This is a genomic window from Polyangium spumosum (genome assembly GCF_009649845.1).
Classification (GTDB): domain Bacteria; phylum Myxococcota_A; class Polyangia; order Polyangiales; family Polyangiaceae; genus Polyangium; species Polyangium spumosum.
Genome location: NZ_WJIE01000003.1, coordinates 426758 through 447790, shown reverse-complemented (window position 1 = coordinate 447790; position 21033 = coordinate 426758). Strand labels below are relative to the sequence as shown.

Genomic DNA, 21033 nt, shown 5'->3' with positions numbered 1-21033 from the left:
CTTTTGTCGTGTTCGGCGCGTTGACGGTGCATCGTCCACGGCGTATGCGTACGCCCCGTCCGTCCCAAGGAGCATCCATGCGCCGTTACCAGTTCACGTCCGAGTCCGTCACGGAAGGCCATCCCGACAAGATTTGCGACCAGATCTCCGACGCCATCCTCGACGGCATCCTCGCGCAGGATCCGGGAGCGCGCGTCGCGTGCGAGACGATGGTCAAGACCGGCATGGCGATCGTGGCCGGCGAGATCACGACGACGGCCTGGGTCGACATGCCCGTGGTCGTTCGCAACACGATCAAGGACATCGGCTACACGGACTCGTCGATGGGCTTCGACTTCGAGACGTGCGCGGTGCTCACGGCGATCGAGAAGCAGAGCCCGGACATCTCGCGCGGCGTGACGGAGGGCGAGGGCCTGTTCAAGGAGCAGGGAGCGGGGGACCAGGGCCTGATGTTCGGGTACGCCACGGACGAGACGCCCGAGCTCATGCCGGCGCCGATCTCCTTCGCGCACCGCATGGCCCGCAAGCTCGCCGAGGTCCGCAAGTCGAAGAAGGTCGGCTGGCTCCGGCCCGACGGCAAGACGCAGGTGACGATCGAGTACGAGAACGACGTCCCCGTGCGTATCGCGGCGGTCGTGCTCTCGACGCAGCACGGGCCCGACGTCAAGCACAAGGAGATCGTCGAGGCGATGCGCTCGCTCGTCATCGACAAGGTCGTGCCGCAGAAGCTCGTCGACAAGAACACGAAGTTCTACATCAACCCGACGGGCCGGTTCGTCATCGGCGGCCCTTACGGCGACGCGGGCCTCACGGGCCGCAAGATCATCGTCGACACGTACGGCGGCATGGGCCGGCACGGCGGCGGCGCCTTCAGCGGCAAGGACCCGTCGAAGGTCGACCGCTCGGCCTGTTACTACGCGCGTTACGTCGCGAAGAACGTGGTCGCGGCCAAGCTCGCGGCGCGCTGCGAGGTGCAGATCGCCTACGCGATCGGCGTCGCGCAGCCGGTGGGCGTCAACGTGAACACCTTCGGCACGGGTCGTGTCGCCGACGAGGTGCTCGAGAAGTACATCCTCGAGAGCTTCGACATGCGGCCGAAGGCGATCATCGAGCAGCTCGACCTGCTCAAGCCGATCTACCGCAAGACGGCGGCGTACGGTCATTTCGGCCGGGACGACTTCTCGTGGGAGAAGACGGACCGCGCCGCCAAGATGGCCGACGACCTGCTCCGCCCGACGGTCTCGGCCGCGGCCGGAACGAACGGCTCCTCGCACACGAACGGCACCGGCAAGAAGGACCAGAAGAAGCGCAAGAAGGCTTCTGCGGCCTCGCCCGAAGCCTGACATCGCGCGCCCACCGCGTTCTCTCTCACCTTCCCTCCGTTCTCCCCTCAGCCTCACCGAGCGTTCCTCGGGCCCTTCGCGGGGCCCGAGCGCGTGACAGCCTGCCCGCCGTTCGGCTAACCTGGGCATGCTTGCGCTCGCCGTGTCCAGCGATACGCGCGACTTCCTTTCCCCCAAGGTCCCGTTCGTCATGGCGATCCAGGCGGGCCCTGGGCCTCTGGCGACCGTGAGCCCGGGATCTTCTTTTTCATCACGAGGGCGTCGTCATGAAGCGGCTGAGAACATCGTCTTGGTTCGGGGTCGTCGGGTTGTGCGTGGTCGTCGCGGCGGCGGCGGGCGCTTGCGCGGCGGGCGGCGGCGGCGGCGGTAACGGCGGGGATGGGGCCGGCGGCGCGGGCGCTGCCGGCGGCATGGGCGGCTCTGGCAACAACGGCCAGGGCGGCGACGGCAACATCCTCATCACGACGAGCAACTCGTCGAGCGGCTCGGGCGGCGCCGGCGGCGGCTCGCTCTGCGACGAGGGCTTGCCCGACGCGGACAACGACGGCGACGGCTTCACGGAGCTCGAGGGCGACTGCAACGACTGCGACAAGTTCGTCAACCCGAGCGCGGTCGAGGTCATCGCCGAGCCGGACGAGATGGGCAACCTCCCCGAGCCTGCGGACGAGGACTGCGACGGCACGGTCGACGTCCTGCCGCCGGCCTGCGACAGCGGCCTCGCGCTCGCGAGCATGGATCCGGTCGACGCGGCCAAGGCGATCGGCGTCTGCAAGTTCTTGAAGAGCGCGAAGTGGGTGCTCTCGGACGGGAGCCCGCCGCCGGTCGACGAGGTGAAGGCCGCGAGCTTCCACCTCGGGCATGGCATCGTCCCGAAGCTCGGGACGAACAACAACCCGCAGGAGGGCAGCTCGATGCTGCTCTTGTCGTCGGGCAAGGCGCGCGACAAGGGCGACCCGGACGCCACGTACCGCAACTTCGAGAAGGGTTACACGAGCAATCCGCCCTTCGGCTTCCCGAAGACGAGCCCTTCGTGCCCGGACAAACTCGCGGGTTTGCCGAACGACGCGACGGGCGTCGAGCTCGAGCTGACCGTCCCGACGAACGCGCTCAGCGTCTCGTTCGACTTCCAGTTCTTCAGCTACGAGTGGCCCGACTGGTTGTGCACGGAGTACAACGACTTCTTCATCGCGTACATGATCCCGTTCCCGATGGGGCAGGGCGACGGCAACATCGCGTTCGACATGTTCGGCGCGCCGATCAGCGTGAACAACAAGTTCTTCGAGGCGTGCGGCTGCCCGAACAACCCCCCGAACGAGTGCATCGCGAGCACGTTCCCCTTCAAGTGCGCGCTCGGCAAGTCGCCGCTCCTCGGCACCATGTTCGAGAAGGACGACGCCAACCTCGGGTGGACGCACGGCTCGACGGGGTGGCTGCGCACGACGACGGCCGTGACGCCGGGCGGCGCGCCGATCCGGCTTCGCCTCGTGATCTACGACTCCACCGACGGCAAGCTCGACTCGTCCGTGTTGGTCGACAACTGGCGCTGGTCTGGAAAGCCCGGCACGACGGTCACCGAGGTCATCATCCCGAAGTGACGCTCGCGCGTGCCCGGAGCGTCATGATCTTCGTGTCGCTCCGGGCGTGATCTCTGGTTTCCGAAATCCATCACGTTGGTACACTTTCGAACCGACCGCGCGCGCCGGGTGTGCGGCTCTGCGCGCGTTTGCGTCTGGCTTGGCTTGTCCTCCGCGCGAGCGGGGGTGGAGAAGGATCATGAAGCGTAGCCATCTGGTTCTGTTCGGTCTCGCCGCGGTCCTGGGCGTCGCCGCGGCGGGCTCCGGCGGTTGCACGGCGACGGGTGAACGCAGCGAGTTCCCAGGCGACGGCGGGGCCGGCGGGGAAGACTCGTCGGGCAAGGGCGGCAGTGGCGCGGGGCAGCCGACCTCGAGCTCGGACGGCGTCGGCGGCTCGTTCGTCGGGCCGGGCGCGGGCGGCTCTGGCGCAGGCGACGCGCAGTGCAGCAACGACCCGAACGTCGACGACGACGGAGACGGGTTCTCCGAGGCGCAGGGCGACTGCAACGACTGCGACGCCAACGTCTCTCCCGGCTCGATCGAGGTCGCCACGGATCCGAACGATCCGATGGCGAAGCCTGCGGATGAGGACTGCGACACGGTCGTCGACAACGTCGCGCCTGCGTCGTGCGACGACAACATCGCGCTCCAGGACGCGGATCCGCAGAACGGCGCGCGCGCGCTCGACCTCTGCCAGTTCATCACGCCGGACGAGAAGAAGTGGGGCGTGCTCAGCGCGCAGTACGTCCGCGCGAACGGCGCGCCGGCGAACTACTCGCGGCACATCGGCATCCAGAGCGGCTTCGGGCCGAACGTGAACGTGCAGAAGGGCACGCGCATGCTCACGCTCTCCTCGGGTTACGCGCGCTTGCCGAGCCAGGCCGGCTCTTGCGGCGGCCTGAGCTGCAGCGAGATCGGCGCCGGCACCCCGCCTCCCGGCTTCCCGCAGGACGTCCCGGGCTGCTCGGGTGATCCGGACATCAACGACGACGTCGGGCTCGAGGTGAAGGTCCGGTCGCCGAAGAACGCGACGGGCTACAGGTTCAAGTTCAAGTTCTACTCGATGGAGTTCCCCGAGTGGGTCTGCACGTCGTACAACGATCAGTTCATCGCGCTCGTGCAGCCGGCGCCGATGGGCTCGATCAACGGCAACATCTCCTTCGACCAGAACACGAACCCGGTGAGCGTCAACATCGCGTTCTTCGACGTCTGCCAGTACGACTCGTTCTACCCGCAGTTCCTCTGCCCCTCCGGCCCGGCCGAGCTGGCGGAGACGGGCTTCGGCACCTGGGACGAGGCGGGCGCCACGTCGTGGCTGCAGACGCAGGCCCCGATCAAGGGCGGCGACGAGGTGACGATCCGCTGGGCCATCTGGGACACGGGTGACACCTCGTGGGACTCGACGGTCCTCGTCGACGGCTTCGAGTGGGTCGCGAACGGCGGCACGGTCGTCGTCGGCACCGATCCGATCGAAGATCCCAAGTGAGCCGCTCGCGCTGAGGAGGACGCCCTGCATGCGCGGGGCGTTTTTCTTTTGTGCTCCAAAGGTTCGTCAAACCAAACCGAGGTCCCGGCGGGCCACGAGGTCCGCGAGCGTCGCGCCTTCGAGCGGTATGTCGGGCGGCGGGGCGTCGCCGTGGGCGATGCGATCGAGCGCGAAGCGCGGCGCGAGCACGTCGCCGCCGAGCCACACGTGGCGCTCGCCTCCCTCGGGCGACGTGCTGGCCGACTCGAGCCACCCGATCGGGACACGCGCGGCCGGATGCAGGACGAACGCCTCGGGCACCGGATCGAGCGCGCTCGTGATCGGAGCGAAGGGGCTCGTGTCGAGCTCGCCCGTGTCTTGCGCGAGCGCGGTCGCCGGCTCTTCCACGCGCGCCAAAAACCCCTCGAGCAGCGCGTGGGCGAACGCCTCGGGCGCCGCGCTCGGCATGATCTCCGAGAGCGAGGTTGGTTGCTTGCCGCCGAAGCGATCGAGCGCGCGTTCATGGACGCTCGTCAGGCTCGTGGGCAGCGCGATCGGCTCGTCGTGACCGACGAACACCTCGATCAGGACTGCGCCCGAGGGTGTCACGTCGAAGCCGAGCAGCGCGGCGGGCCGCTTTCGCAGCGAGATCCACTCGCGGCCGAAGTAGTGGGCGAGCGCGCCCGCGTGAGAGAACCCTCGCAGCAGCGGCCGCACGTTCCGGTTGAGCAGCGTGCGCGGCGTCGCGTCGGCCACGAGCGCGGCGACGTGCGGGAGCGCGAGCGTGACGACGAGCCCGCGGCCGCCGAGCCACGCTGCCGTCCCTGTCGTCGCGCGGCGCAGCACCACCACGCCTCGTGTCGTGCACGCCGCGAGCTCCACGACGCGTCCTGCTCGTTGTGCTGCGCCGAGCACCACGGCGGGCCCGTCGACCAGGCTCAGCGCCACGTGGACGGCTTGGGCCTGCTCGGCCCGCCCGAGCAGCGCGGGGCCGAGCGCGAGGGCCTCGGGGATCGGGCGCTTCTTGGGCTCGATCGCGTGCATTTTCGTCCTGCTCCGGTTGACAGCCTCCCGTGGGCCGCCTAAACCTTCCGTTAGGTCACCCTAACGCATACGTGAGGGTTGGAGTTCGGGATGCGGTCGGTTCGGCATTTACCTTTAGCGCGGGGCTACGAGAGGGGTGTCCTTCCTCTCCCGGATGGCGTTCGTGCTCGGGGTGTGCAGCGGGCCGATGCGGGGCTCGTTCCGCCGGATCTGGACGAGGATCGGGACGGGCAGGGGGGCGAGCGTCTCCTCCAGGTCGGGGACATCGCGCGTGCCGTCGGCAAGACGGTGCGGGCGATCCACCACTACGAGGAGGTGGGCTTGCTCCGGCCGCATGCGCGTTCGAAGGGCCGGTATCGGCTCTACGATCGGGCTGCGGTCACGCGCGTGCGGTGGATCGGCAAGCTGCACGATCTCGGCCTCAGCCTCGCGCAGATCCAGGAGATCGTCGCGCTCTGGGAGAGCGCGCCGTCGGCGCCGGAGGCGATGGCGCGGATCCGGTCGATCTACCTGCAGCAGCTCGAAGAGACGCGCGCGCAGATCACGCGGCTCTCGTCGCTCGAGCGTGAGCTCGTGGCGAGCATCGATTACCTCGACACGTGCGACACGTGTGATCCCGAAGAGCTCGTGGCTGCTTGCACGGACTGCAGCGTGCACGACCGGACGCAGGCCGAGCCCGAGCTGGTGGCCGGAATTCATGGTGGAAACGGGCATTCCCGAGGCGGCGCGGATCGCTAGAGGGTGGCTCGAAGAGAGACGAAAGTGATGTCGATCCAGATCCCGATTTACATGGACTACCACGCCACGACGCCGGTCGATCCGCGCGTCGTGGAGGCGATGTTGCCGTATTTCAACGCGAAGTTCGGCAACGCAGCCAGCCGCAGCCACGCCTTCGGGTGGACGGCGGAGGAGGCGGTCTCGCGTTCGCGGGAGATCCTGGCGAAGCTCGTGGGCGCGTCGAACCCGAAGGAGATCGTCTTCACGTCGGGCGCGACCGAGAGCGACAACCTCGCGATCAAGGGCGTCGCCGAGCTCTACAAGGAGAAGGGCAACCACATCGTCACCACGGTGATCGAGCACAAGGCCGTGCTCGACACGTGCAAGCGCCTGGAGAAGCAGGGCTTCGAGGTGACGTACGTGCCGGTGGGCAAGGACGGGCTCGTCGATCCGGACGACGTCGCCAAGGCGATCACGGACAAGACGATCCTCGTCTCCGTGATGCTCGCGAACAACGAGGTCGGCACGGTGCAGCCGATCGCCGAGATCGGGAAGATCACGCGGTCACGCGGCGTGCTCCTGCACTCGGACGCGGTGCAGGGCGTGGGCAAGGTGCCGTTCGACGTCGAGGCGATGCACGTCGATCTCGCCTCGATCACCGCGCACAAGATGTACGGGCCGAAGGGCGTCGGCGCGCTCTACGTGCGCCGGTCGAAGCCGCGCGTGCGCCTCGTCGCGACGATGGACGGCGGCGGGCACGAGTTCGGCATGCGCTCGGGCACGCTGAACGTGCCGGGCATCGTGGGCTTCGCGAAGGCCGCGCAGATCATGCTGGAGGAGGGCCGCGCCGAGAGCGAGCGCATCCTCGCGCTCCGGGAGAAGCTGCGGCGGCGCATCACGGGTGAGCTCGAGGAGGTCTTCGTGAACGGCTCGCTCGAGCACCGGCTCCCGGGCAACCTCAACGTCTCGTTCGCGTTCGTCGAGGGTGAGGCCCTCATCATGGCGATCAAGGACGTGGCGGTGTCGAGCGGCTCGGCCTGCACGAGCGCGAGCCTCGAGCCCTCGTACGTGCTTCACGCGATGGGCATCGGCGACGACCTCGCGCACTCCTCGATCCGCTTCGGCCTCGGCCGCTTCACCACCGAGGAGGAGGTCGACTACGTGGCCGACCTCGTGATCCGCAAGGTGAACAAGCTTCGCGAGATGTCCCCGCTCTACGAAATGCACAAGGAAGGCATCGATCTCGCCTCCGTGCAGTGGGCAGCGCACTGATTTTCGATTCGAGGTAGGAGAGTTCGGAGCCATGGCATACAGCGAGAAGGTCATCGAGCACTACGAGAACCCGCGCAACGTGGGCACGCTCGACAAGAACGACGAGCACGTCGGCACGGGCCTCGTCGGCGCGCCCGCTTGCGGCGACGTGATGCGCCTGCAGATCAAGGTGAGCGACGCGGGCGTCATCGAGGACGCGAAGTTCAAGACGTTCGGCTGCGGCTCGGCGATCGCCTCTTCGTCCCTCGCCACGGAGTGGCTCAAGGGCAAGACGATCGACGAGGCCGAGCAGATCAAGAACAGCATGATCGCGGAGGAGCTCCACCTGCCGCCGGTGAAGATCCACTGCTCGGTGCTCGCCGAGGACGCGATCAAGAGCGCCATCGCCGATTTCCGGTCGAAGCAGACGGCGAAGAAGGCCCTCTCGGGGCAGTGACGGCGCGCGGCCGTAGGCGGACGGAGAACGTACGATGAACGCGAGCAGCGAGATTTCGCAGGGCAACCAGGCAGAGCAGCGAGCGCCTGCGCCGACGGACGCGAAGAAGACGATCGGCGTGACGACCGCGGCAGTGGAGGCGATGCGGACGAACCTCGCGAAGCGGGGCACGCCCGACGCTGCGATCCGCATCGGGATCCGCGGCGGCGGCTGCTCGGGGTTCTCGTACGTCATCGAGTTCGACGACGACGCTCCGCGCAAGGGCGACCTCGTGCTCGAGTTCCCCGAGGAGGGCAAGAGCACGGTGCGCGTCTATTGCGACAAGAAGAGCATCCTCTACCTCGGCGGCTCGGTGCTCGACTGGGAGAAGACCCTGATGTTTCAGGGCTTCAAGTTCAAGAACCCCAAGGAAGCCAGCCGCTGCGGCTGCGGCCACTCGTTCACCGTCGGTTGACGCCGCGGCGCGGCGGGTGCTTTCCCACCGCTCCTTCCACGATGATCGATCCCTTCAAGACGCTGGGCGTCGAGGCCCGCTTCGACCTCGAACCGGACGAGCTCGCGCGCCGGCATCGCGACCTCTCGCGCGCGCTCCACCCCGACCGTTACGCCGGCGCGCCCGCGGCCGAGCGGCGGTTGTCCCTGTCGCGCGCGATCGAGGTGAACGACGCCTTCCGCGTGCTCAAGGATCCGATCCGCCGCGCCGAGGCGCTCCTCCGGCGCGCGGGCGTGCCCGTCGGCGAGACTGCCGAGCCCAAGCCGTCGCCCGATCTCCTGATGGAGATGATGGAGCGGCGCGAGGAGCTCGGCGACGCGCGGCGGCGCAAGGATCTCGCGGCCGTACATGCGCTCGCGGATGTGGTGCGCGGGCGCGAGCGCGAGGTGCTCGCCTCGATGGCGCGTCAGTTCGCGGCGTCCGATCCGGATCCGAAGAAGCTCGCGGTCGTCCTGCCCGAGCTCGGCGAGCTCCGTTATCTTCGGCGGTTCCTCGACGAGGCGGCGGCCATCGAAGAAGAGCTCTCTCCCTGATCCCTGAAAGAGATCCTCCATGGCTCTGCTCGAAATCTTCGACCCCAAGGCGGCCCCGAGGCCGATCGGCATCGACCTCGGCACCACGAACTCGCTCGTCGCGCGCGTGCGGGACGGCAAGCCCGTGGTCATCGCCGACTGCAACGCGGAGAAGCTCGTCCCCTCGGTCGTGCACTACGACCCTCGCGGCCGCGTGATCGTCGGCAGGGACGCGCAGCGCATCGCGGTCGACTTCCCGCGCGAGACCATCGTCAGCGTGAAGCGGTTCATGGGGCGCGGGGCCGACGATCCCGAGACGCGAAGGCTCGGCCCTTACGAGTTCGCCGAGCCGAAGACGCCCGAGGAGGCGAAGAGCGTGCGGTTCCTCGTGCGTGGCCGCGCCGTCACGCCCGTCGAGGTCTCGTCCGAGATCCTGAAGGCCCTGCGTTCGCTCGCCGAGGACGAGCTCCGCTCCGTCGGCGGCGTGGTGATCACCGTGCCCGCCTACTTCGACGACGCGCAGAGGCAAGCGACGAAGGACGCGGGCAAGCTCGCGGGCCTCGACGTCCTCCGGCTCCTCAACGAGCCGACCGCCGCGGCGCTCGCGTACGGCCTCGAGAAGCAGAAGAACGGCCTCTTCGCCGTGTACGACCTCGGCGGCGGCACCTTCGACATCACGATCCTCCTGCTCGACGACGGCGTCTTCCAGGTGCGCTCGACGGGCGGCGACAGCGCGCTCGGTGGCGACGACATGGATCGCGCGCTCGCCGAGCGGATCCTCCAGGACCTCGGTGTCTCTCCGGAGAGCCGACCTCGCGAGCTCGTGCGCCTCGCGCTCGATACGGCGCGCAAAATCAAGCACGGGCTCACCGAGAGTGATCGCGTCGAGGCCGACATCGAGGGGCGCAAGGTCCTCGTGACGCGTGACGAGTTCGACGCGCTCATCAAGCCGATCGTCGAGCGCACGGGCGTCGCTTGTCGGCGCGCGCTCCGTGACGCGGGCGTCTCGGCCGACGAGCTCGACGGCGTCATCCTCGTCGGCGGCTCGACGCGCGTGCCGTTCGTGCGCACGTACGTGGAAAAACTCTTCGGCAAGCGCCCGCTCAGCGACCTCGATCCCGAGGAGGTCGTCGCGCTCGGGGCCGCGATCCAGGCCGACATCCTCGCAGGATCGACGGAGCGTGAGGGCGAGGTCCTCCTCCTCGACGTCCTGCCGCTCTCGCTCGGCCTCGAGACCATGGGCGGCGTCGTCGAGAAGATCCTGCCGCGCAACACCACGATCCCCGCCGGCGCGCGGCAGACCTTCACCACCTACGCGGACAACCAGACCGGCTTCGATCTGCACATCGTGCAGGGCGAGCGTGAGCTCGCGACCGACTGCCGCTCCCTCGCTCGGTTTGTGCTCAAAGGAATCCCGCCCATGCCCGCGGGCCTCGCGCGGCTCGAGGTCACCTTCCGCGTCGACGCGGACGGCCTGCTCAGCGTGACCGCGAAGGAGCTCACGACCGGCGTCGAGCAGAAGGTCGAGGTCAAGCCGAGCTACGGCCTCAGCGACGAGGAGGTCGAGGCGATGCTCATGGCCGCGCTCGATCACGGCGAGGAGGACCTCGAGAAGCGTCAGCTCATCGAGGCGCGCGTCGAGGCCGAGCGGGTCGTGCTCGCGACGCGCAAGGCGCTCGTGGCCGACGCGGATCTGCTCGAAGGTGACGAGGAGCGCGCGCGGATCGAAGAGGCGCTCGCCGGGCTCGAGGAGGCCATTCGGGGCACGCGCGCGGCGATCATCCGCGGCCGCACCGAGGTCCTCGACGACGTCACGCACGACTGGGCGGGTCGGCGCATGGATCGTGCGATCGCCAGGGCGATCGCGGGCAAGGACGTGGGGGCGATCGAGACGACCGTGGCGAAGGCTCGGGGCGTCGAGGCGCACCTGGCTGAACACGCGGGGCAGAGCGCAGAGGCTGCGGACGCCTCCGAGACGGGAAGCTGATGGCAAAGGTACGGTTTCTGGCGCACGGGTCGACGTACGACGTCGAGGTACCGGTCGGGACATCGCTCCTCGAAGCGGCGCGCAAGGTCGATGCGCCCGAGGGCTCGGCGTGTGGCGGCGTGTGCGCGTGCTCGACGTGCCACGTGTACGTCTTGCGTGGCAAGGAGCTGCTCTCCGAGTCCGAGGAGGACGAGGACGACATCCTCGACAAGGCCTTCGACGTGCGGTTGAACTCGCGCCTCGGCTGCCAGGCGAAGATCGAGCGCGAGGGCGACATCGAGGCCGAGATCTCGCGCGAGAGCCTCGATGCCTTCTACAACGAGCACCCGCAGCACACGGACCCGCGCAAGGTGAAGAAGGGCTAACGCAAGGCTCCGCTCGCGGGCTTCGGCTTCGCGTCGGGCAGGGCCGGGGCGCGCTTGGCTCGCTCCACGTTCTTCGCGACCTCCCGCGCGAGGTCCTGCGCGGCGTGGGCGAAGGCCTGGGCCGCCTCGCGCGCTGGCTTCGTGGAGAAGATCGCCACGACGTGTTGCGCCGACGTCTTGCCTCCGACGGGGACGAGGAAAAACGCGAGGCTCCCGAGCAGGAACACCACGCCGTTCACCAGGCGCTTGACGAGATCACCGAGCACGTAGGGCCGACCGTAGCCCGCCCACCTCCCTTTCCCCCAATTTTCGGCCGCGATCCTTGCGACGGAGTAAGCTCTTGCTGCGATCGCGGCCCGCTTGAACATCCCGGGGCGCGGGCGCACCTTACGCGGGGCCGAAAAGCTCGGCCGCCCCTCGACCTGCCCTGCCGTGAACGACGCCTCTGGAAGCTCGCCCCTGACGCCCAAGCCGATCTCGGCCGTCGAGCGCGCGCCCGAGGGGGCCCTGAGCCCGGCCGTCGTCTGGCAGATGGTGCGCAAGTACTGGTCGACGGCGCTCGCGGCGGCGCTCGTGGTCTCGCTCGCGGCCACGTTCAACACGCTCGGCCAGGTCAAAATTTACCAGGCGCAGGCGACGATCCTCTTCGACCCGAACCCACCGCGCCCGCTCGGCCAGAAGGTCGAGAACATCGTGGATCTCGGCTCGGGCAGCTTCTGGGACAACCGCGAGTATTACGAGACGCAATACAAGATCATCCAATCGATGAAGGTCACGACGGCCGTCGTGAGCGAGCTCGGGCTCCAGCACGACGGCGCGTTCCTCGGCAATCTGCCGCCGGGCGCACCCGCGCCCGAGGCCCAGGTGTCCGAGGAAATCGCGGCCGAGGTGCTCCGCGGTCGGCTCAAGGTCGAGCCGATCAAGGAGAGCCGGCTCGCGGTGGTGAAGCTCGAGGACGCCGACCCGCAGCGCGCGCAGCGCATTTTGAACGTCCTCGTCGATACGTACGTCCAGCAAAACCTCGACGACGCGGTGACCTCCACGGCGACGGCCGCGGATTGGCTGCGCAGCCAGCTCGACAAACTCAAGGTCGACCTCGAGTCGAGCGAGATGGCGCTGCACGAGTACAAGGAGACCAAGAACATCCTCTCCGTCGCGATCGACGATCAGTCGAACATGCTGCGCGAGGAGATGAAGCAGCTCAATGACACGCTCACCTCGGTCCGCACGCGCAAGGAAGAGGTGCAGGCGCGGCGCGACGAGCTCGCCAAGATCAAGGGGGACAACCCCACGGATCTGCCTGCGAGCGAGCTGCTCGAGAGCAACGTCCTGATGGGCCTGCGGACCTCGTACGAGGAGGCGATCCGCACGCGGGACGGCCTGCTCGGCGAGGGCAAGGGGCGCAATTACCCCGACGTGAAGGAGGCCGACGCGCGGGCCGAGGCAGCGAAGAAAGCCTTGCTCGCCGAGGTGAAGAACATCCAGCGCGCGCTCGACAAGGACCTCGCCGTCCTGAAGCGCCAGGAGGCTGGTTTGTCGGGGCTCTTCGAGCGGGCGAAGAAGCAGGCGCTCGATCTGAATTTGCTCGAGATCGAGTACAACCGCCTCCGCCGCTCGAAGGAGAACAACGAGAAGCTCTATTCGCTCGTCCTCGAGCGCACGAAGGAGAGCGACCTCGCGCGGGTCTTGCGCGTGAACAACATCCGCGTCCTCGATCGGCCGCTCGTCCCGCGCGCGCCGGTGCGGCCGCAGGTCACGCGCAGCATCGCGATCGGGGTGTTTCTGGGCGTCCTGCTCGGCATCGCGACGGCGCTCGCCCGCGGCCTGCTCGATCGAAGCTTGAAGACGCCCGACGAAGTCGAAAAGGACCTCGGCTTGGCGTTCCTCGGCCTCTTGCCCGAGATCGACGACGGGGGCAAACCCGGCACGTATACGCCGCGGCGGCAGCGGGGCAAGCCGGTGCGCGTGACGAACTCCGAGCTCATCGTGCACGAGCAGCCGACGAGCGGCATCGCCGAGGCGGCCCGCACCATCCGGACGAACCTGCTCTTCATGGCCCCCGACAAACCTTATCGCACGCTGCTCGTCACGAGCGCGGGGCCCTCGGAGGGCAAGACGACGGTGGCCACGTGTATCGCCATCGTCATGGCGCAGGCGGGGCAGAAGGTCGCGCTCATCGACTGTGATCTGCGCCGGCCGCGCGTGCACCGCGTCTTCCGGAAGACCTCCGAGGTCGGCGTGACGACGGCGATGATCGAAGATTCGCTCGACGACGCCGTGCTCGAGACGGACGTGCCGAACCTGTGGGTCATCCCGGCGGGCCCCATTCCGCCGAACCCGGCGGAGCTGCTCCACAGCGACAAGTTCAAGAAATTCCTCGACGACGTGAAGAAGCGCTTCGACCGGGTGATCATCGACAGCCCGCCGATCGTGCCGGTCACGGACGCGGCCGTGCTCTCCACGCTCGTCGACGGCACGGTGCTCGTCGTGCGCGCCTTCAAGACGACGAAGGAGCTCGCGCGGCACGCGGTGCGGGCGCTGCAGGACATCGGCGCGACGAAGGCGGGCGCGGTGCTGAACGCCGTGAACTTCAGCAAACACGAATACAAGTATCGATATTATTATTACCAGCGGCAGGGATATTACGAGGCCGACCCGCCGCCTCGTCGATCCCGCAAGGGCGGCGATCCCGACGCGGACGGCGCCGCGAGCGCGCCGCCCTCCTGACGGCCGATCAGAACATGTCCATGTCGGCGTCGCGATACTCCCACGCCCGATAGCGTGAGAGATCCGCGCCCGACGTCGCGATCGCCACGATGGGCGTCGTGCTGCGCCTCGATAAAAAACCCAGGGCGGAGAGCGAGCTCCCGATCCGCGGCGAGCGCGCGATCGTGTAGACCTGCTCGAGGGAGCGGCGGCGGGCTTCCATGGCGCAGGCCGCAAAAAGCGCCCGGAGCGCGCCGCGGCTGCGCGGATCGACGAGGAAATCGCCGACGTGCAGGCGCGACGGCTCGCCCGGTACGGGCAGGCGGGCCGCAGCCCAGGCCCGGAGCACGCCGCGCTCGTCCCGCAGCAGCACCTCGAGGTACTCGCGCCGCGGACGCGACAGGCGAAAGCGGACGTACGCGCGCGGGCGCTCCAGCATGCAATCGGCGTCGGCGATCACGCGCGCCATGAACCCCTCCCATTCGTGCTCGGAGGCAGGCCCGATCTCGTAGCGGTGACGCCCGAGGCGCAGCGGGAGGATTCGATCGAGCGCGGCGCCCGCACATGCGGCGACGAAGACGCCTGTTTTGCCGAATCTCGCGCCGAGCGGGCCAAAGGACACCGGGCGGGCGGATCGGTCCACGGGAAACAGCGCCGAGAAGCCGAGGCGGCCGAGATAGATGCGCAGCGCGGCCTCGTTCGGCCAGCCGAAGACGGCCTCGTGGCCACGTTCGCCCGCGACCTCGACGAGGTACCGGATCAATCGCTGGAAGAGCCCTTTGCCGCGATAATCGGGGTGCGTGAACGCGCTGCTCAGGATCGCGGCGGAGACGCGCCGCCCCTTCACGCGCAGGTGCTGCGCCGCGAACCCGACGTACCCCACGAGTTTGTCGGCGTCGAACACACCCGCGAGGAGCCCCTCGTGCGTGGGGTTCTGGAAGAACCACCAGTCCATGAAATCGACGTCGAAATCCTCCGGCCGCACGCCGTGGAGCTGCGCGAACGCCTCGACGTGATCCCGGACTTCCTCGCGCGAAAATGCCCGAACCGAGAGATCCGTCATGGCTCCTCAGGCGCGGTGCAGGCCCTCACGCAGGCGGCGCTCGACGCGGAACGTGAGGAGCGCCCGCGCGACGGGGGAGAGGCGATAACGATCCCGCAGGCTGCGCATCGACTCGCTGATCACGTCGCGATACATCCAGAAGATCGACGTGGCGTCGTTCCGCGCCGGGCCGTAGCTCGAACACGCGGCCTCGTAGCCCGCCCGGCGCACGGCGCGGACCACGCGCGCGGAGAGCGAGCCGCCCGGATACGCGAACAACGTGACGGGTTTGCCGAGCAGATCCTCGAGGTCTTGCCGGCTGCCGCGCAGCTCGTCGTCGAGGCGTGTATCGTCGAGGCGCGCGAGGTCCGGGTGCGTGCGCGTGTGCGAGCCGATCGTCATGCCCGCGTCGGCGAGCGCCCGGAGCTCGGCGGGGCCCATTCGTTTCGCGCACGCGCTCTCCTCGCGGAGATGGCTCGTGGTCACGAAAAACGTCGCCGGGATCCCGAGCGCTCGCAGGATCGGCAACGCGTGCTCGTACTGGTTTCGCCAGCCGTCGTCGAACGTCACGAACGCCGAGCGGACGTCCTCCCGGGCGCCGCCGTCGAGCTGACGAACGAGGCCGTCGAGCGAGCCGAATCGATATCCTCGGCGCCGGAGCTCCGTGAGGTGGAATCGGAGGCCCTCGGGGCTGTGCCGGAACGTGAGCCCGTCCTCTTCGGCAAACCCAGGGGCCGGGCCCTCGGGCAGGATGTGATGATAAAGAAGGATCACCGCCCGATCTCCGAGGCGGCCGCGAGCGCCGCCGCTTCGGGCGCCTCCGCGTCCGCGAGCACCCGCGGCGCGAGCAGGCTCCCGACCCGCGACAAACTCGCCTCCACCATGTCGGTCACGACCTGCAAGAGCACCTCGGTCTGCGGCGAGACGTCCCCGAAATCGCTCCGGAAGCCGAATTTGAGCTCCGCGCGCGCCGCGTCGTCCCGGCCGATCGGATAACGCGCCGACACCACGTCGCGGCCGAAGGGGTCGTCGTCCTTCGGGTTCGTCCAGCGAAACGCCGTCGGCTCGCCGCCGGTCACGGGGAGGATCTCGACGAACGAGAGCTGCCCTTCGAGCGCGAAGAGCCCGAGCGCGGAGAGCACGTCGGCCTCCGATCGAGCCGCCTCGAAGCGCGCCGGGAGCCGCGGCAAGAGGCGGCGCAGGATCTCGCTGTCGCGCGAGCGGAGCCGCTCTTTTTGGCGCCGCCGCCCGTGGACCTCCTCGAAATACCCCACGGCGCGGACGAGGCCCATGAACACCACGCTGCTCGCGACGAGCGCGAGCCCCACCTGCCAGCTCCGGCCGAGCGAGATGCCGATCGCCGCCACCGTGAGCAGCACGCTCACGCCGTAAATGATGAGCACCGCGCGGCGGTGCGTGATGCCCATGTCGAGCAGGCGGTGATGAATGTGGCCGCGGTCCGGCGAGAAGAGCGGCCGTCGCTCGAGCCAGCGGCGCACCATCGCGAAGAGCGTGTCGAAGATCGGCACGCCGAGGGCGACCACGGGCACGAGCAGCGAGACCGCGGTCGAGGCTTTTTGCGTCGCGCCGATGAGCGAGGTCGAGGCGATGACGTATCCGAGGAAATAACTCCCCGAGTCGCCCATGAAGATACGCGCCGGGTTGAAATTGTAGAAAAGAAACCCGATGATCGTGCCCATCATCGTGGCCATGAAGAGCGCCGGCAGTGTGCCGAACGAGAGATACGCCACGACGAAATTGGTCAGGCCCGCGAAGAACACCACGCCCGCGGCGAGGCCGTCGAGGCCGTCGATGAGGTTCACCGCATTCACGATGCCCACGATCCAGAGCACCGTGACGGGCAAGGCGAAGATGCCCATCGAGAGCTCGCCCACGAAGGGCAAGGAAATCGCGTCGATCCGGAATCCGCAGGCGAACGCGAGCACGGCCACCGCGACCTGCGCATACAGCTTGTGCAGCGCCCGGAGCCCGCGCGTATCGTCGATCGCGCCGACGCCGCAGAGCAGCGCGCCGCCCGCGAAGAGGCCGATGACCTTGCGGACGTCCTGCGTGAACGCCTGCGCGACGACCGATTGCACGAAAAAGAGGCCCATGAGCGGCGCGAAGAACCCCGCGAAAATCGCGAGGCCGCCGAGCCGCGGGGTCTCGCGGCCGTGCACGTGCCGGCCCCCGGGGCGCGAGACCGCGCCGATCCGGAACGCGAGGAGGCGCACGAGCGGCGTGAAAATCCCACTGACGAGCGCCGAGAGCGCGAACGCCGCCAGGTAGGTCCTCATGCGCCGATGCCTCTCGTCATCGCTGGATCTTGGTTGTTCGGACGTCCTTCCACATTCAAGAGCCAAAGGCGAGCGGGGGAGGTTCCTTCGACGCCTCCTGCAAGAGGGCGCGGAAGCGGGCCGAGGATACGGGACGATCGTACCGTTCGTCGAAGATCCTGCGGGCCCGCGCGCCCTTTTCGTCCCAGGCAGCTCTTCGCGTGGCCGCGTCCTCGAGCGCGCGGCAGAGGCCCTCGACGTCGCCGGGCCGTCCCGTCCAGCCGAGATCGTCCTCGCGCACCACGCGGGCGACCTCGCAGCGCGGCGGTCCGAGGTAGATCACGGGCCGGCCCGCGGCGAGCGCGCCGTAGAGCTTGCTCGGGACGAGCAGTCCTTCGAGGTCCTCGCGCAGCGAGACGAGGTGCACGTCCGCCGCCGAGAGGCTCTCGCCGATCGCGTCGTGGGGCTGGTACGGCAAAAATCGCACGTTTTCGAGGCCCTTTGCGAGCGCCTCCGCCTCGGCGCGCCGCACGCCGTCGCCGATGAAGAGCACGACGAGCTCGGGCACGTGGTCTTTCAAGCGCCGCGCGGCCTCGACGAACGTCCGGACGTCGTGCCCGATGCCGAGGTTGCCGCTGTACATCGCCAGGAATTTGCCTTCGAGCGCGTGGGTTTTTCGGAAAGGGTGGCCTTCGCGTCCGCGGGGCGACACGAGGCGACCGTCCGACCAGTTCGGCAACACGCGGATTCGCTCGCGTGGCGCGCCCTGGGCGACGAGGCGGTCGGCCATGCCGGAGGAGAGCGCGACGATGCGGGCGGCGGCGCGGTGCGTGGCGTGGCCGAGGGCCGAGAGCGCGAGCGAGGCGGGGCCGCGGGGCGCGAGGTACCCGAGCTTCGTCGCCGCGTCGGGGTAGACGTCCTGCACCCACGTCACGAGCGGCAGACGGCGTGCGAGGGCGACGAGCGCGCCGCCCGCGGCGATCATCGGCGGGGTCGTGAGCACGAGCAGCACGTCGGGTTTGGCTTCGAGCGCGGCGGCGAGCACGCTCGTCGCCCAGAACGACAGGTAATCGGCGAGGCGGCCGGCCATCGTGGCCTTGCCGAAGCGCGTGGCCGGGGGGCGGACGACGTCGACGCCGCGGATGTGCTCGCGGGTCGGAAGGGGAGGTGCACCTCCGCCGAGGTATCCGCCGCGGCTCGCAATGACCGTCACGTCTTCGCCGGCGTCGGCGAGGTCCTCGCAGAGCTCGGTGAGGAGCTGCGAGGTGGCGGCGTGGTCGGGGGCATAAAATTGGTTGACGGCGACGACACGCATGCGAAGGGATCCCGCGGGCCTCGGGCGGAGCCGGCTTGACGCTGCCCGCTTTTGGTCGTTACCTTTCGCCTCCGCGCGTCCTCCGCGCAACGGAGAAATGAATGTCTCGTCTGGTCTTGGGCATCAATTCGGCCCACGGGGATGCGTCGGCGGCGCTGGTCGGTGAGGGAGGGATCCTCGCGGCGATCGCCGAGGAGCGGATCAACCGGAAAAAACACTGCGCAGGTTTCCCGCGCCTCGCGGTGTCCGAGGTCCTGCGCCTCGCGGGGGCGACGCATCGGGACGTGACGGACATCGCGGTGGCGCGTGATCCGCGGGCGAACGTGGCGTCGAAGGTCGCGTTCGTGGCGTCGCGGCCTTTTTCGGGCGTCCCGAGCGTGGTGAAGCGGCTCGCGGTGCACCGGGAGGTCGCGACGAGCGCGGGCCTCGTGGCCGAGGCGCTCGGCGTGGCAGAGGCCTCGATCCGGGCGAAATTCCATCGGGTCGAGCATCACCTCGCGCACGCGGCGAGCGCGTTTTACTGGTCTCCGTTCGATCGGGCGACGGCGATCACGTGTGACGGCGCGGGTGATTTCGCGACGAGCCTCGTCGGGCTCTGCGAGGGCAATCGTATCGACGTCCTGCGGAAGAACCTCTGGCCGCACTCGCTCGGGGTGTTTTACACGGCCATCTGCCAGTTCCTCGGCTTCGACAGGTTCGGCGAGGAATACAAGGTGATGGGTCTGTCGGCGTACGGGGTGAATCGATTCGCCCGGGAGATGCGCCGCGTGGTGCGCTGGGATCCGGAGCAGGGGATCCGGCTCGATTTGACGTGGTTCCGGCACCACAAGACGAGCGAGGGGATGGAGAGCGTGGACGGCGCGGAGATCAAGGTCCCGCGGCTCTGGTCGGACGCGATGGCGTCGCTCTTCGGCCCGGCGCGGCGGCGCGAGGATCCGATCACGGACCGGGAGAGGGACGTGGCGGCGTCGCTGCAGACGCGGTTCGAGGAGGTGTACCTCGCGCTCGTGGCGGACGCGGTGGAGCGGACGGGCGTGCGCCAGGTGGTGATGGCGGGCGGGTCGGTGCTGAATTCGGTGGGTAATGGTCGAATGATCACCGAGGGCTGGGTGGACCGGGCGTATTTTCAGCCTGCGGCCTCGGATGACGGGACGGCCGTGGGGGCGGCGCTCTGGGTGAAGCACGGCGTGCACGGCGAGGCGCGGACGCCCGAGGTGCGGCACGCGTACTGGGGGACGAGCTTCCGGGACGACGAAATCGAGGCTGCGCTCGTGGGCTCGGGCCTGCCCTTCCGCAAGCTCGGCCGGGGCGAATTGCTCGGGGCGGCGGCGCAGGCGCTCTCCGAGGGGAAGATCGTGGGCTGGTTCCAGGGCCGCGAGGAGTGGGGCCCGCGCGCGCTCGGCAATCGGAGCATCCTCTGCCACCCAGGCTGGCCCGGGATGAAGGCCACGTTGAATGCGCGGATCAAGAACCGCGAGCCTTTCCGGCCCTTCGCGCCCGTGGTGCGGCTCGAGAAATTGAGCACGTGTTTCCGCGGTGATCACGAGGTGCCGTTCATGATCATCGTCTACAAGGTGCGCCCGGAGTGGAAGGACAAACTCTCGGCGATCACGCACGAGGACGGCACGGGGCGCGTGCAGACGATCCGGCGCGCGGAGAATGGGCTGTATTACGACCTGCTCGGGGTCTTCGAGGAGAAGACGGGGATCCCGGTGCTCTTGAACACGTCGTTCAACGAAAACGAGCCGATCGTGCACACGCCGGAGCAGGCCATCGATTGTTATCGGCGGACGAGGATGGATGCGCTGGGGATCGGGTCGTTCTGGCTGGAAAAACCGGGCGGCGAGGGGGGCTGACGGGGGAAGGGCGGGCGTGCTACGCTGAGGGTGGAGGTTCGGTCATGTCGGAGCCGGCGGGGAAGCTCAAGGTGACGATCGCCGAGTATCTGGCCCTCGAGGAGGCGAGCGAGACGAGGCATGAGTTCCTGGACGGACAGATCTACGACATGTCCGGGGGGACGCCGGATCATGGGCTCCTCGCGGGTAACGTGCTCCGAGCGCTCGGCAACCAGCTCGAAGGGCGCCCTTGCCGCGTGCACCCAGCGGACGTTCGCATCCGGGTCCAGGCCACAGGCTTATCGACCTACCCCGACGTCAGCGTCGTCTGCGGCAGGCTGCAGGTGGATCCCGAAGACAACAACGGCGTCGTGAATCCCGTCGTGCTCGTCGAAGTCCTCTCGAAGAGCACCGAAGGGTACGACCGTGGCGAGAAGTTCGCCCATTACCGGCAGATTCCCTCGCTCCGTGAATATGTGCTCGTCTCGTACCAGACGAAGCGCATCGAGGTCTATCGCCGGGCCCAGGAAGGAGCTTGGGCCCTGCACGAAGCGCGCAGCGGTTCGATCGACCTCTTATCGATTGGCTGTTCGCTTTCGGTGGACGCCGTTTATCGAGGAGCCTTCGAGGAGCCCGAGCTCGCCTCCTGAC

The 21033-nt window shown here is 68.5% G+C and carries 19 protein-coding genes; 13 read left to right on the top strand and 6 right to left on the bottom strand.

Translation table 11 applies throughout. From position 1 onward, the window contains the following. Window positions 1-77: 77 nt before the first annotated feature. The 3 genes from metK to GF068_RS11865 all read left to right on the top strand — a co-directional run bounded on the left by metK (window position 78) and on the right by GF068_RS11865 (window position 4403). Window positions 78-1343 (top strand): methionine adenosyltransferase, encoded by a 1266-nt coding sequence (gene metK, locus GF068_RS11875; protein WP_153819481.1) that lies wholly within the window; start codon window positions 78-80, stop codon window positions 1341-1343. A gap of 266 nt (window positions 1344-1609) precedes the next feature. Then, window positions 1610-2938 carry a choice-of-anchor L domain-containing protein gene (locus tag GF068_RS11870; RefSeq protein ID WP_153819480.1) on the top strand — a complete coding sequence of 443 codons (1329 nt, stop codon included), beginning with the start codon at window positions 1610-1612 and terminating at the stop codon, window positions 2936-2938. 178 nt (window positions 2939-3116) lie between these two features. Beyond that, window positions 3117-4403 (top strand): choice-of-anchor L domain-containing protein, encoded by a 1287-nt coding sequence (locus tag GF068_RS11865; RefSeq protein WP_153819479.1) that lies wholly within the window; start codon window positions 3117-3119, stop codon window positions 4401-4403. Between the two features lie 66 nt (window positions 4404-4469). Here the strand turns inward: GF068_RS11865 and GF068_RS11860 are convergent, their stop codons facing one another. Beyond that, window positions 4470-5426: a lipoyl protein ligase domain-containing protein gene (locus tag GF068_RS11860; RefSeq protein WP_153819478.1), complete on the bottom strand. Its 957-nt coding sequence runs from the start codon at window positions 5424-5426 to the stop codon at window positions 4470-4472. 174 nt (window positions 5427-5600) lie between these two features. On the opposite strand from GF068_RS11860, the gene GF068_RS11855 reads away from it, so the two are divergent. Genes GF068_RS11855 through GF068_RS11825 form a run of 7 tightly spaced genes read left to right on the top strand, consistent with a single transcriptional unit; the run spans window position 5601 to window position 11208 of the window. Further along, window positions 5601-6164, top strand: a complete 564-nt coding sequence (locus GF068_RS11855) for a MerR family transcriptional regulator (protein WP_338046331.1) — start codon at window positions 5601-5603, stop codon at window positions 6162-6164. A gap of 33 nt (window positions 6165-6197) precedes the next feature. Beyond that, window positions 6198-7415 (top strand): IscS subfamily cysteine desulfurase, encoded by a 1218-nt coding sequence (locus GF068_RS11850; protein WP_420814119.1) that lies wholly within the window; start codon window positions 6198-6200, stop codon window positions 7413-7415. A gap of 31 nt (window positions 7416-7446) precedes the next feature. Continuing rightward, window positions 7447-7851 (top strand): Fe-S cluster assembly scaffold IscU, encoded by a 405-nt coding sequence (iscU, locus tag GF068_RS11845; protein ID WP_153819475.1) that lies wholly within the window; start codon window positions 7447-7449, stop codon window positions 7849-7851. Window positions 7852-7885: 34 nt separating this feature from the next. Then, entirely contained in the window at window positions 7886-8305 is a 420-nt protein-coding gene (locus GF068_RS11840) for a HesB/IscA family protein (protein ID WP_153819474.1), read from the top strand. Window positions 8306-8346: 41 nt separating this feature from the next. Beyond that, window positions 8347-8877, top strand: coding sequence for a Fe-S protein assembly co-chaperone HscB (hscB, locus tag GF068_RS11835; protein ID WP_153819473.1), 531 nt, complete (start codon window positions 8347-8349; stop codon window positions 8875-8877). 19 nt (window positions 8878-8896) lie between these two features. After that, the gene (gene hscA, locus GF068_RS11830; protein ID WP_153819472.1) at window positions 8897-10843 is read left to right on the top strand and encodes a Fe-S protein assembly chaperone HscA; all 1947 of its coding nucleotides are present in this window, start codon (window positions 8897-8899) and stop codon (window positions 10841-10843) included. Next, a complete protein-coding gene (locus GF068_RS11825) occupies window positions 10843-11208 on the top strand; it encodes a 2Fe-2S iron-sulfur cluster-binding protein (protein ID WP_153819471.1) in 366 nt (121 codons plus the stop codon). Before hscA ends, GF068_RS11825 begins: the two co-directional genes overlap by 1 nt. Here GF068_RS11825 and GF068_RS11820 read toward each other — a convergent pair. Next, a complete protein-coding gene (locus GF068_RS11820) occupies window positions 11205-11474 on the bottom strand; it encodes a hypothetical protein (RefSeq protein ID WP_338046330.1) in 270 nt (89 codons plus the stop codon). The genes GF068_RS11825 and GF068_RS11820 overlap by 4 nt on opposite strands. A 166-nt stretch (window positions 11475-11640) precedes the next feature. Between GF068_RS11820 and GF068_RS11815 the strand changes: the two genes are divergently transcribed. Continuing rightward, window positions 11641-13935 carry a GumC family protein gene (locus tag GF068_RS11815; RefSeq protein WP_338046329.1) on the top strand — a complete coding sequence of 765 codons (2295 nt, stop codon included), beginning with the start codon at window positions 11641-11643 and terminating at the stop codon, window positions 13933-13935. A 7-nt stretch (window positions 13936-13942) separates the two neighbouring features. Here the strand turns inward: GF068_RS11815 and GF068_RS11810 are convergent, their stop codons facing one another. Genes GF068_RS11810 through GF068_RS11795 form a run of 4 tightly spaced genes read right to left on the bottom strand, consistent with a single transcriptional unit; the run spans window position 13943 to window position 18547 of the window. Then, window positions 13943-14977: a GNAT family N-acetyltransferase gene (locus tag GF068_RS11810; RefSeq protein WP_153819470.1), complete on the bottom strand. Its 1035-nt coding sequence runs from the start codon at window positions 14975-14977 to the stop codon at window positions 13943-13945. A 6-nt stretch (window positions 14978-14983) separates the two neighbouring features. Continuing rightward, window positions 14984-15730, bottom strand: coding sequence for a polysaccharide deacetylase family protein (locus GF068_RS43535; RefSeq protein ID WP_170319438.1), 747 nt, complete (start codon window positions 15728-15730; stop codon window positions 14984-14986). Next, window positions 15727-17253: a glycosyltransferase family 4 protein gene (locus tag GF068_RS11800; RefSeq protein ID WP_153819468.1), complete on the bottom strand. Its 1527-nt coding sequence runs from the start codon at window positions 17251-17253 to the stop codon at window positions 15727-15729. Before GF068_RS11800 ends, GF068_RS43535 begins: the two co-directional genes overlap by 4 nt. A gap of 55 nt (window positions 17254-17308) precedes the next feature. Then, the gene (locus GF068_RS11795) at window positions 17309-18547 is read right to left on the bottom strand and encodes a glycosyltransferase family 4 protein (protein WP_153819467.1); all 1239 of its coding nucleotides are present in this window, start codon (window positions 18545-18547) and stop codon (window positions 17309-17311) included. A 101-nt stretch (window positions 18548-18648) separates the two neighbouring features. Here GF068_RS11795 and GF068_RS11790 point away from each other — a divergent pair, with 101 nt between their 5' ends. Together GF068_RS11790 and GF068_RS11785 are read left to right on the top strand one after the other, a co-directional pair. Beyond that, window positions 18649-20403 (top strand): carbamoyltransferase family protein, encoded by a 1755-nt coding sequence (locus tag GF068_RS11790; RefSeq protein WP_153819466.1) that lies wholly within the window; start codon window positions 18649-18651, stop codon window positions 20401-20403. Between the two features lie 44 nt (window positions 20404-20447). Next, the gene (locus GF068_RS11785; RefSeq protein WP_153819465.1) at window positions 20448-21032 is read left to right on the top strand and encodes a Uma2 family endonuclease; all 585 of its coding nucleotides are present in this window, start codon (window positions 20448-20450) and stop codon (window positions 21030-21032) included. The last annotated feature ends 1 nt before the right edge of the window (window position 21033 follow it).